At 45.5% G+C, this 11869-nt stretch carries 10 protein-coding genes; 7 read left to right on the forward strand and 3 right to left on the reverse strand.

Annotation, left to right across the window (positions count from 1 at the left end):
- The first annotated feature begins 25 nt into the window (after positions 1–25).
- The 4 genes from NDJ01_RS04495 to NDJ01_RS04510 all read left to right on the forward strand — a co-directional run bounded on the left by NDJ01_RS04495 (position 26) and on the right by NDJ01_RS04510 (position 5862).
- Complete coding sequence (locus NDJ01_RS04495; protein WP_005392134.1) at positions 26–709, forward strand: transglutaminase-like cysteine peptidase; 684 nt, start codon at positions 26–28, stop codon at positions 707–709.
- Between the two features lie 5 nt (positions 710–714).
- A complete protein-coding gene (locus tag NDJ01_RS04500) occupies positions 715–2628 on the forward strand; it encodes an EAL domain-containing protein (protein WP_104973196.1) in 1914 nt (637 codons plus the stop codon).
- 15 nt (positions 2629–2643) lie between these two features.
- Positions 2644–4758, forward strand: coding sequence for a type I secretion system permease/ATPase (locus NDJ01_RS04505; RefSeq protein WP_006740888.1), 2115 nt, complete (start codon positions 2644–2646; stop codon positions 4756–4758).
- A 510-nt stretch (positions 4759–5268) separates the two neighbouring features.
- Entirely contained in the window at positions 5269–5862 is a 594-nt protein-coding gene (locus NDJ01_RS04510) for a mechanosensitive ion channel family protein (protein ID WP_012842403.1), read from the forward strand.
- Positions 5863–6156: 294 nt separating this feature from the next.
- Here NDJ01_RS04510 and NDJ01_RS04515 read toward each other — a convergent pair whose 3' ends face one another.
- On the reverse strand, positions 6157–6474 hold the full coding sequence (locus NDJ01_RS04515; RefSeq protein ID WP_131813733.1) for a hypothetical protein: 318 nt from the start codon (positions 6472–6474) through the stop codon (positions 6157–6159).
- Positions 6475–6725: 251 nt separating this feature from the next.
- Between NDJ01_RS04515 and NDJ01_RS04520 the strand changes: the two genes are divergently transcribed.
- A complete protein-coding gene (locus tag NDJ01_RS04520) occupies positions 6726–7310 on the forward strand; it encodes a flavodoxin family protein (protein WP_104973200.1) in 585 nt (194 codons plus the stop codon).
- Positions 7311–7373: 63 nt separating this feature from the next.
- On the opposite strand, the gene NDJ01_RS04525 is transcribed toward NDJ01_RS04520, so the two are convergent.
- Positions 7374–8999 carry an ABC transporter substrate-binding protein gene (locus tag NDJ01_RS04525; RefSeq protein ID WP_258586328.1) on the reverse strand — a complete coding sequence of 542 codons (1626 nt, stop codon included), beginning with the start codon at positions 8997–8999 and terminating at the stop codon, positions 7374–7376.
- A gap of 141 nt (positions 9000–9140) precedes the next feature.
- Between NDJ01_RS04525 and mpaA the strand changes: the two genes are divergently transcribed.
- Positions 9141–9851 carry a murein tripeptide amidase MpaA gene (gene mpaA / locus NDJ01_RS04530; RefSeq protein ID WP_258586329.1) on the forward strand — a complete coding sequence of 237 codons (711 nt, stop codon included), beginning with the start codon at positions 9141–9143 and terminating at the stop codon, positions 9849–9851.
- A 19-nt stretch (positions 9852–9870) separates the two neighbouring features.
- Here the strand turns inward: mpaA and NDJ01_RS04535 are convergent, their stop codons facing one another.
- Positions 9871–10722 carry an SIS domain-containing protein gene (locus tag NDJ01_RS04535; RefSeq protein ID WP_258586330.1) on the reverse strand — a complete coding sequence of 284 codons (852 nt, stop codon included), beginning with the start codon at positions 10720–10722 and terminating at the stop codon, positions 9871–9873.
- Between the two features lie 242 nt (positions 10723–10964).
- Here NDJ01_RS04535 and murQ point away from each other — a divergent pair, with 242 nt between their 5' ends.
- The gene (gene murQ, locus NDJ01_RS04540) at positions 10965–11867 is read left to right on the forward strand and encodes an N-acetylmuramic acid 6-phosphate etherase (protein WP_258586331.1); all 903 of its coding nucleotides are present in this window, start codon (positions 10965–10967) and stop codon (positions 11865–11867) included.
- Positions 11868–11869 lie beyond the last annotated feature (2 nt).

Consider the following 11869-nt stretch of genomic DNA (forward strand, 5'->3'; position numbering starts at 1 on the left):
AGTATACTTGTGATATGAGTCGAATATGCGATCCAATTTGAAGCGTAAAGTTACATTATTAATCAGTTTAAGTTGTTTTTCGTTCCAAATTGGTGCGTTAAGCAGTAAAGAACAACAATGGGTCAATACGGTCACAGCGGTGTACGGCGAACGTGCGGGATTGCGCGTAAATACATGGCGAAAAAACCTCGACTTATTTAAACAATTAGAGACACATGAACAGCTCGCTGGCGTCAACGACTTTTTTAACCAGCTGTATTTTGTTGACGACATAAAACTGTGGGGAAAGACAGATTATTGGGCTACGCCACTCGAATTTTTAGGGAGTAATGCAGGGGATTGTGAGGATTTCACCATCGCCAAGTACTTCTCGTTACTCGAGCTAGGAATACCAGATTCTAAGATGCGTTTGATCTACGTAAAAGCCATCGAACTGAATCAGTTTCACATGGTATTAGCTTACTACCCAACCCCAAGCTCTGAGCCGCTCATTCTCGACAATATCAACCCTGATATTGTCCGAGCCTCTAAACGTAGCGACTTGCTACCGATATACAGTTTTAATGGTACAAACCTGTGGTTGATGAAGTCTTCTGCTAGCACTGGAGAGCTGGCAGGGAAAGCATCACGGTTGAGCCTTTGGAATGACTTACGCTCGCGCGAACGTAAGTTGCAGTTAAATAAACCTAAAATTAACTATGACGAGTGAGAAACATGACCCTATATAAGAAGCTTGTAGTGGGAATGGTTACGGTCTTTATACTCTTGTTGGCATCAGTATTCGTAATCCAATTCAACACGACTCGAGACAGCTTGGAACAACAGCAACGTTCAGAGGTCAACAACACCATTAACACCGTAGGTTTGGCATTGGCTCCTTACCTTAAAGACAAAGATAAAGTCGCGGTAGAATCCGTGATTAATGCTCTGTTTGACGGCAGCACCTACTCGGTTGTTCGCCTTACCGCTTTAGATTCTGACTACCAAATCGTGCGCACTTACCCGGTTAAACCAAGTATGGTGCCACAATGGTTTATCGACATGAATCTATTCAAAGCCATTCACGATAAACGCGTAGTAACCAGTGGTTGGATGCAACTTGCTGAAGTGGAAATCATTAGCCACCCAGGAGCAGCTTACGAGCAGCTCTGGCAAGGCTTTATTGGTTTGTTATCTGCATTCAGTGTCATTTTCCTGGCTGGTTTAATTGCGATTTCATACATCCTCCGTCGCTCACTAAAACCATTAGCGGCCATCGTGAAGAAAATGCATGAAATCGCTAATAACCAATTTGGTGAACCACTTGCTCGTCCAAGAACTAAAGATCTGATCGCGGTCGTAGATGGCATTAACATGATGTCTGCTCAAATTGAGCTGTCATTCAAAGAGCAAGCGAAAGAGGCACAACGACTGCGTGCTCAAGCTTACCTCGACCCTATCTCCAAACTGGGTAATCGCTCGTTCTACATCAACCAAATAGACCAATGGCTTGCAGAGCAAACGCAAGGGGGTATCGCGCTACTCCATGCAGAATACATTGGTGACATTTACGAGACAAAAGACTACCAACGCGCCGATGCCCACGTAAAAGAGCTGTCTCAACGTCTGAAAAACACCATTGATGTGCCGGGAGCTACCATTGCACGCCTATCTAGTGATGAGTTTGGCCTGCTTTTCCCACACATGGATGAAAGCGAACTACGCATTTTGGCGGACAGCATCGTGAACTGCGTTAACGGGTTGAACACTGATCCAACCGGCCTAGCCAAACCAAAAGCAGCCTTAGGTGTTGCGCATAGTAAAGACCAAAAAACGCGCTCTGAAATCTTATCTATGGTGGATAATGCGCTCTCGAAAGCCAAAGCTCAACCAGACAAAGCTTACGGCTTTATCGGCAGTGACACACCTTCTAACTTAATGGGTAAACAGCAGTGGAAAGCGCTGGTTGAAGAAGCGATTCATAGCGATTGGGTTAAATTCCGCTTCCAAGCAGCGAAGAACACTTGGGGTAAAGTGTTCCATAACGAAGTGTTCTCAAGCATCGAAAAAGAGGGCGAAACGTTCCGTGCCAACCAATATTTATTCGCACTAGAGCAGTTAGACGCCACCAATATTTTCGACCAATACGTTATTGAGTCGATGATTAAGATGCTAGAAAGTGGCGAGCTAACCGATCCTGTCGCGATCAATATTGCGCAAAGCAGCTTGTCTCAGCCATCGTTCATTCGCTGGACCACCAGCATGTTAGAAAAACACGCAAAAGTGGCCTCTAAGCTACACTTTGAAATTCCAGAAGAGTGTTTTATTGATCAGCCTCACCACACGGCGCTGTTATGTAATGCCATTCGCCAATCCGGGGCTGAGTTTGGCGTAGATAACTATGGACGTAACTTCCAGTCATTGGAGTACATCCAAGAGTTCCGCCCTAACTATGTGAAGCTCGATTACCTATTCACACACAACTTACACGACGAAAAACAGAAATTCACGCTAACGTCGATTTCTCGTACTGCTCATAACCTAGGCATTACGACTATCGCGTCGCGTATTGAAACTCAAATCCAGTTGGACTTTCTCACCGAGCATTTTGTTGAGGTATTCCAAGGATTCATCGTCGACAAGGAATAAAAAGGTTTACCACAGATGAAAGACCCTTTACTGAATTCGCTCATCTACGTTAGCCGTTACTATGGGTTAGCTAACTCGCCAGAAGCGCTGGTCAATGGCCTTCCGCTTTCAGACGGCAAGCTAACTCCATTTTTGCTACCAAGAGCAGCGGAAAGGGCCGGATTGGTTGCCAAGGAAAACCGTGCAGAGCTGGAGAACATCTCCAGCCTGATTCTGCCGGCAATCTTAGTTCTTAAAGGCGGTGACTCATGCGTTCTCAACAGCATTAACGCGGAGACACGCGAAGCCGAAGTCACCACCTTAGAAAGTGGAATGGTGCCAATCTCCATTCCATTAGAAGACCTACTTGAGCAGTACACTGGTCGCTACTTTTTAGTTAAAAAGCAATTCCGTTTCGATGAGCGCTCTCCCGAGGTGCTCAAAACCAACGAAGGTCACTGGTTTTGGTCAACCTTGTGGCAGTCAAAACGTATCTACCGCGATGTTTTAATAGCCTCACTTCTCATCAACCTCTTTGCCGTTGCCGCCCCGCTGTTCACTCGTTTGGTGTACGACAAAGTGGTACCAAATCTCGCGTTTGAAACCTTATGGGTATTGGCAAGCGGCATCTTTGTTGTCTTTCTATTCGATTTCATACTCAAATCGTTGAGAAACTACTTTATTGATGTCGCAGGAAAGAAGTCTGACATTCTGATTTCCTCCAAGCTGTTCAGCAAAGTGATGGGCATCCGAATGGAGTCCAAGCCGCCTTCGGTCGGCGCATTCGCTCGCCATCTTCAAGAGTTTGAATCTATTCGAGAATTCTTCACGTCTGCAACCGTCAGTGCCCTAATTGACCTGCCTTTTGCCATTCTGTTCTTGGTGATTATATGGCTAATGGCTGGCGATCTTGTATATGTTCCAATGGTCGGAGTGGTCATTTTGATTGTCCATTCGCTACTGATACAAGGACCGCTGCGTCGCTCTATAGAGGAAGGGTCACGCTTAGCATCGCAAAAATACGCCAACTTAATTGAGAGTCTAGCGGGGCTAGAAACCGTAAAAATGCTCAGCGCGCAAAGCCAATTCCAATACCGTTGGGAAGAAGCGGTGGCGCACATGGCGAACTGGAATATCAAAAGCCGCCGCATTACCGACAGCATCCAGAATGCGGCTGGCTTCGTACAGCAAAGTAGTAACGTTGGGATGATCATTCTCGGTGTTTATCTGATTGCAGAAGGCGAACTCACCATGGGTGGCTTAATTGCCGCAACCATGTTGAGTGGTCGCGCCATAGGGCCTTTGGTTCAGTTGTCTTTGCTCTCAACGCGCTACAACCAGGCGAAGTCTTCTATGACGATTATCAATCAAGTCATGGAAATGCCAGACGAGCAAGAAGAAGGGAAACGCTACATCCATCGCCCAATCATCCAAGGTAAGATTGAAATTGATCGCGTAACGTTTCATTACCCAGACTCTCCTGTCGCCTCTATACGTAACATTTCTCTCACGATAAATCCTGGAGAAAAAGTCGCGATAATCGGTCGGATAGGATCGGGTAAGACAACGTTAGAGCGCTTGATTATGGGCTTGTATAAGCCAACAGAGGGACACGTACGTATCGATGATACTGATATCGCACAACTTCACCACGTTGATGTTCGACGTAACATCGGCTGTGTGCCTCAAGATTCGAATCTATTCTTCGGTTCGATTCGCGACAATATTACCTTGGGTCGTCCACTAACCGATGACCGAGACGTGCTTGATGCAGCAAACCGTGCAGGCGTGACCGCATTTACACAATCGGATCCAGCTGGTTTAGAACGTCAAGTAGGTGAAGGTGGTGCGATGCTTTCTGGTGGTCAACGTCAAGCAGTCACGATCGCTCGTGCATTTTTAGGCCGTCCTCCCGTCCTACTCATGGATGAACCGACCAGCGCGATGGATAACCGCTCTGAAATGCATATTAAGCACCAGCTATCTCAGCTCAAACCGAGCGAAACATTGATACTGATTACGCATAAAACGTCGATGCTCGACATCGTTGATCGAGTAATTGTGATGGAGAAAGGCAGCATCATTGCTGATGGTCCTAAAGCGCAAGTGCTGAATGACCTGAAGCAAGGCAAAGTACGTGCGGTTAGCTAACCGAAATTAGCATTTACAAAAGAGAAAGGCCCCGTTTGACTCATGTTTAACGGGGCTTATTTTATTGAGAATCCAAGATAGTTAAGCTCTTCAAGCGCTATCCAAACGAGCACTAGCCCCACAATCACGACCAACATCATAATCGCCTTTTCATCTTCTTCCATTTGATAGATATCCTAGCAAGCCATTTCACTCAACACGTCTTAGGTTATCAGGACAAAAATCATATTCAGCACGTTTATACGCTCCTAGCCTCATACAATACCGGATATGAGATACAGCTCAAACATTAAACACTTTAAAACCGCATCAACTTTGGTTGAATATATGCGGTGAGCGCAAACAGAAGCAAAGCTCTTCACACTATTGATAAAACTCTACAACTCTCCGTAGGCTCTAGGGCGAAGTTCCTAGGTAGAGAGACGAAAAATGGAGAGAGAAAATTTGTGATTACTTACATCAGAAAATCAGCTATAACAGCGGTTTTCTTAATATCGTCGAGTTGAAGAAATGAATGATTGGATCCATCTAGATCAAGTGAGCCAGTATTTCACCGCTGGCTCTCTCGGGTACAAAGTCTTAATGGGCATTATTGTCCTGATTGCTTATCGCATTCTGAAGAGAATCGTCAATCGAGCCATTTTAAACTTAGCGACCTCAAAAGGTGTAAAAAAGGCCCGCCTGAGTTTTATTCAGCGTTGTTTTAACGTCGTGCTTTTATTTTTAACCGCGTCTGTTTTTGCCATTATCACCGGGATTGGCTATGGCGATGTGTCATTGTTCCTATCGTCCATTTTCGCCGTATTGGGTGTGGCGTTTATTGCGCAATGGTCAATTCTGAGCAACATCACTGCCAGCTTTTTGATCTTTTTTGTCTTCCCATACCGAGTGGGCGATCGCATTAAAGTCGTAGACAAAGACGAAGACATCAGCGGCGAGATTCAAGAAATCAGTATGTTTCACGTGTTAATTAAGCACGATAACGGTAACTTGATCACTTACCCAAACAACCAGATTTTGCAAAAAGCGGTACTAAAGCTGGCGAAAAACAAGCCAGAGCCAAGTAAAGCAAAATCTCGGATTTATACTCGCAGAAAGAAATAACCCACTAAAAAGCCGATGTATCTACATCGGCTTTTTAGTATCACTTGGTGGTCACAAATAACCCAAAGTTAATGGCGAAAAACAGTGAAGAGACAAAACGTATAAGCTGAAGGTCACCACTGTATTCTTTCATGATAAAAACATGACACATCGCCGAAACCAAAAGCGCCACTTTAACCAAAGTAAGCTTCTTCTTTACGAACCTTAAATAAATACAAAAAATAGAGATGGTGCAAGCAAAGAAAAAATCGTCATGAATAACCCTAGCTATAACAACCTGTTTATCTGCTATTTTTATCTAAAACATATCAAAGCTGTGGGAGCAAAAAAAATTGAGAAAACCAAATAGAATATAGCTAATCCAGTGCCTTTCTTCACCCTTCTGTCGACACCAACAATCCGAGGACAAAAAATAAAAATCAGACCAATAGATATAACGAAGTAAACCTTATAGTACTCTTGTATATTGCTATGTATTGCAGGAAGTCCACCAAAAGCTAACTCTAGTAAGCCTTTTATACCAACCAAATTCACTGCAAACAAAATTGAGAAAAGCAATCGAGCATTCAAGTCTGGATCTGATTGACCTCGCTCTTCCATTAACTGTCGCATAGAGAAAAACACGTTAGACAAAATGTTCAAAGCTTGATCTCCAGTATTATTTGAACAAATATTATCTCTTATTGAGCATAAGAGGCAGCCGTAAAGTCACGAACTTCTCCTTTCACTATGAAAACTGCCCGATAGATCAAAATAAAATTTCCATCCTTTAAGCCATTTCAAATCTCTTCTTGACCTCAACTTAGCTTTAGGTTTTAGCCTTAGTCGCACGATTCAAAATCAACAATGAAAAAGGAACCATTGTGTCCAAAATTGCGATTATTTATTTCTCTAAAACCGACGTTACTGGTCAGCTTGCTCGCGCGATTGCCGCAGGCGTTGAACAACAAGGCATTAAGCAGCAAGGTGAATGTGAAATCCTCTCTCACCGAATTGAAGGCAGTGAGATTATTGAGGGACGTTTTGTGAATCCTAACCTAATGGATGAACTTGCTGAGTGTGATGCGATTATCTTTGGCTCACCGACCTATATGGGCGGTGTAGCAGCGCAGTTTAAAGCATTTGCCGATGCAAGCAGTGAATCTTGGTATTACCAAAAATGGGCGGGCAAAATCGCGGCTGGCTTTACCAGTGGTGGAGCAATGAATGGCGACCAATCTTGCACATTACAATATCTACAAACGCTCGCTAACCAACACGGCATGATGTGGGTCGGGTTGGATAAGATCAGCAATTCTGGGGAGCAAAACCTGAATCGTTATGGTGTACAAGGTGGTATTGTTGCACAAGGTGGTGAAGGTGGTCAGTTGCATGCCTCTGATGTTGCAACGGCGGAGTATCTTGGCAAACGAATCGCAATGCTAGTGGACAAGCTCTCCGCTCGCTAACAATAAAAAGAAGCCCCGTAAGACACATCTTCGGGGCTTCGTATTTATCGCTTGTTTTGAGCGCTACTTCTTGATGTAGAGATCTTTCGAGTAGATGCGCCCTTCTACGTTGTTTTTGGCAAAACCGCCAACCGTAGGGCGAACCAAACGTGCTTGCATGTAGTAATAGATTGGCGCGATGGGCATATCTGCCGCCAGCAACTGTTCAGCTTGGTCGTAAAATCCTTGGCGTGCTTTCTCATTGGTTGCAGCCAATGCACTGTTCATCGCGTTGTCGTACGCTTCACTGCTGTAACGTGCAAAGTTACCCGAAGAACCTGAGCGAAGTAAGCTCAGGAAAGTAGACGCTTCATTGTAATCACCACACCAGGAAGCGCGCATCACATCGAAATTGCCTTGTTTACGCGCCACTAAGTACGACTTCCACTCTTGGTTTTCTAACTCCACGTTTGCACCGAGATTTTTTTGTAGCATCGACGCTATCGCAACCGCGATCGATTTGTTTGCCTCACTGGTGTTGTACAGCAATTTAAAATCGAGCGGCTTGTCTTGGCTGTAACCCGCTTCTTTTAACAACTGACGCGCTTTCTCGTCACGTTGTTGCTGACTCCACTTACTGTATTCAGGCGGCGTCGCATCAAACCCTGCGGTGTACTGATGCGCAAAAGTATAAGCAGGAAGGTTGCCCACTTGCGTGACACCATTTGTAATCACATCGCGCATGATGGAGTACGACACCGCTTGACGCACTCGCACATCATCAAATGGCGGACGAGTGGTATTGAACGCGTAGTAATACGTACACAATAATGGCACCACCGTGTAAGCCTGCTTGTAATCTTGTTTAAGCTTCTGCGCCATATGAGTCGGCACATCTGACGTGATATCCAGCTCTCCTGCCGCATAGCGATTGATAGACGCGTTTTGGTTTTCAAACGGAATGTAAGTCACTCTGTTTAGATGCGTATCTGCGCTGTCCCAGTAACTTGGACTCTTAACCAGTTCAATGCGCTCATTCACGACCCACTTATCCAATGTGAATGCACCGTTACTAACAAATTGGTCTGGATCGCTCCACGGCTTGTCGCGGTTTTCCACTGTCGCTTGATGCACTGGCATCATGGACGTGTGCCCAGTCATGGCAACAAAGTACGGCACTTGACTGTCCAACTCAAAACGTAGGGTGTATTTATCCACTGCCTTGATACCGAGATCGTCCAAAGGCTTTTTGCCCTCTGCTACATCGGTGATGTTTTTGATCTTGGTGAGTTTGAGATACCAAACATTTGGAGAAGCGGTTTTCGGATCTACCGCTCGGCGCAGTGAATAGACAAAATCATCCGCCGTCACAGGCTCGCCATTCGACCATTTCGCGTCTTTGCGAAAGTGAAAAGTAAAAGTTTGGTTGTCCTTGGTTTCCCATGATTCTGCCACACCGGGAATGATGTTTCCGTCACGATCTTGAATCACAAGCCCTTCAAATAAGTCACGAATCACATGCATTTCTGGCAGACCTTCGGCTTTCGATGGGTCAAGCGTCGCCGCCTCTGCGTCATTCGCACGTACTAAATGCTGTTCTGCGGCAAGTTGAATGCCTTTAGGTAAGGTCTCCGCAGCAACTGATGTAGCAAGAAAAGGGGGGAATAAAGAGGAAATCAGCAACGCCGTTGAATGTTTTTTAAAATCCATATCGTTTTTCGTTCTCCTAACGCGTCTTGTGAAGCAAGTGCCACAATTAACATTTCAACCGTTGACGAGTTTAAACGGTTCAGTTTAGCTAGGTGTAATTAGCTTAGATATTGATAGTACTTCATCAATCAGGAGATTACGGTGAGTCTAATTCCAAGAACGGAAAGAGCGGCATTTTTAATTCGGCCAACATCATACGGTCAATCCGTGCTTGGTGCGCCATTACTGTATTTTCCGGCTCAAGTCGAAAGTACTTCGCGAGGTTTGATTTTGGCAGGCACTCACGGGGATGAGACGGCCTCGATTGCAGGTTTGTCCTGCGCGCTAAGAAGCTTGCCTGCTGAAAACGTACGACATGATGTGATTCTGTCAATGAATCCTGACGGCAACCAACTAGGCACACGCGCAAATGCAAACCAAGTGGATCTCAATCGCGCGTTTCCAACCCAAAATTGGACTGAGCATGGCACAGTGTATCGATGGAGCTCTCACACACCCGTTCGAGACGTACAGGTGAAAACTGGCACTAAAAACCAGCTAGAGCCAGAAGTTAGCGCATTAATTAACTTGATTGAACTGCGCAAGCCAAAGTTTGTGGTGTCGTTTCATGAACCACTTGCGTTTGTGGATGATCCCAAACATTCCGACCTTGCCAAATGGCTCGGCGAGCAGTTTCAACTGCCAATCGTTGACGATGTCGACTACGAAACACCCGGCTCATTCGGCACTTGGTGTAGTGAACGTGATTTACCTTGCATCACGTTGGAGTTACCTGCGATTTCTGCCGATCTCACCATTGAAAAACATCAGTCCGCCTTTATTGCTTTGCTGAGGCACGATCCGGATCTTTAGTCCGCTGTTGAACAAGCGATCATGTGAGGATCTGCTTGATGTCGGTACTGATATCGCTGATCAACTGACGTGCACTGTCGTCTCTTTGCTGAACCAAGATGATAAACAGCAAATCGGTGATCACGTTTTGCGCGGTGCGTGAAGCAATGGATGAGCTGCGATGTTCCGTTTCATTGGCGATGGTATCAAACGTAATATCGGCAATGCCGCGCAAGCGACTTCTTCCGGGCGCTGATAACGCAATCACCTTCGCGCCCTGCTCTTTTGCCGCTTCTGCCGCGACGAGAATTTCTTTGCGCTCACCCGAAAACGAGATTGCGATCTGAACATCTTCTGGAAAGAGGGTACGAGCAACAGCAATCTGCACGTGGCTGTCTTGTTCAGAAAGCGCCGTAATACCAAGTTTAAGCAGTTTAAAGCTTAAATCCTTCGCGGTCAGTGCAGAGCCCCCAATCCCGACCACTTGCACTCGACGCGCTTCACTCAACCATTTCACCGCTTGGTGACACGCTTCGTAAGACAGCGTATTGGTGGTTTGAAACATAGCATCGGTTTTCGCTTTCACCAGTTTCTGTGAAATAACCGCAATGGGGTCGTCAGCCAAAATATCACTGTGCAGCGGTGTCGACTGCATCGCATGCTTACGGCCAATCTCTTCATTCAGAGCTAATTTAAACTCGCTGTAACCTTTAAAGCCGATACGCTGAGTAAATTTCACAATGCTCGATTGACTCACTTTTACTTGCGCCGCAAGTTCTTGGCTAGTGAGCAGCGCCGCCTTTTCTGCGTTTTCAACAATCCAATCGCCAACCAAACGACCACTTTGCGAAAGCTGAGTACGCCTCGCGACTATCCTATTGATAACTGACACAACAAAAACCTCAAAAATTTTAAATAAATTATTCCAAAACAGAAATAATAGGCGTTTGATTTAACCCCCTGATTATTCTAACCAAGACAGTTAATCCCGGATGTAATAGACGTATATTTTCTCTCATTATTCCAAATTTCGCCTGCACAAAGAATAACCTCAAGTGTGATTTTTATCACCAAAACAGAATATTTTATTCCATAGAATCGCCCTCAGATTGAACATTACGAAGAGTGTAAAACATGAAAATTGATTTAAGCCGATTGGTGACAGAAAGCCGTAATCCAGCCAGTGCAGAGATTGATACGCTTTCGCCCATCGAGATGCTGCAAGTCATTAATGAAGAGGATCAAAAGGTCGCGCTAGCGGTAAAAGCGGTGCTACCACAAATTGCAGAGACAGTTGATGCAATTACCCAAGCTTTTGCAAATAGTGGCCGTTTAATTTACATGGGAGCTGGTACGTCAGGTCGCTTAGGCATTCTTGATGCGAGCGAGTGTCCTCCTACCTACGGCACGCATCCAGACATGGTGATTGGCTTAATTGCAGGTGGACACCAAGCGATTTTGAAAGCGGTAGAAAACGCAGAAGACGACGTGAAAATGGGTCAAGACGACTTAAAAGCGCTTCACCTCACCAAGCATGACGTGGTTGTAGGCATAGCTGCAAGTGGCCGCACGCCTTATGTGCTAGGTGGTTTGGAGTACGCTAAATCCATTGGAGCGACGACCGCATCTATCGCCTGTAATCCAGAATGTGCCATGGCAAAAGCGGCCGACATCGCGATTCTGCCGATTGTTGGCGCAGAGGTCGTTACTGGATCTTCTCGCATGAAAGCCGGCACCGCACAAAAACTGGTGTTAAACATGCTCACGACAGGCGCAATGATTCGTAGCGGTAAGGTATTTGGTAACTTAATGGTGGATGTAGAGGCCACCAACGCCAAGCTCATCCAACGCCAAACCAACATTGTTGTAGAAGCAACTGGTGCATCAAAAGAAGAAGCAGAGCGAGCATTAAATGCCTGCGATCGACACTGCAAAACTGCCATCTTAATGATTTTGGCCGATTTGGATGCCGAACAAGCCAAATCACGCCTCGCCGCGCACAACGGTTTTATTCGCGCAGCACTAAATAATAACTAAAT

It is taken from the genome of Vibrio sp. HS-50-1 (assembly GCF_024747315.1).
GTDB classification, from domain to species: domain Bacteria; phylum Pseudomonadota; class Gammaproteobacteria; order Enterobacterales; family Vibrionaceae; genus Vibrio; species Vibrio diabolicus.

Coding starts and splice junctions, on each gene's coding strand:
- NDJ01_RS04495 (WP_005392134.1), top strand. CDS start 26: ATGCGATCCAATTTGAAGCGTAAAGTTACATTATTAATCAGTTTAAGT.
- NDJ01_RS04500 (WP_104973196.1), top strand. CDS start 715: ATGACCCTATATAAGAAGCTTGTAGTGGGAATGGTTACGGTCTTTATA.
- NDJ01_RS04505 (WP_006740888.1), top strand. CDS start 2,644: ATGAAAGACCCTTTACTGAATTCGCTCATCTACGTTAGCCGTTACTAT.
- NDJ01_RS04510 (WP_012842403.1), top strand. CDS start 5,269: ATGAATGATTGGATCCATCTAGATCAAGTGAGCCAGTATTTCACCGCT.
- NDJ01_RS04515 (WP_131813733.1), bottom strand. CDS start 6,474: ATGCGACAGTTAATGGAAGAGCGAGGTCAATCAGATCCAGACTTGAAT.
- NDJ01_RS04525 (WP_258586328.1), bottom strand. CDS start 8,999: ATGGATTTTAAAAAACATTCAACGGCGTTGCTGATTTCCTCTTTATTC.
- murQ (WP_258586331.1), top strand. CDS start 10,965: ATGAAAATTGATTTAAGCCGATTGGTGACAGAAAGCCGTAATCCAGCC.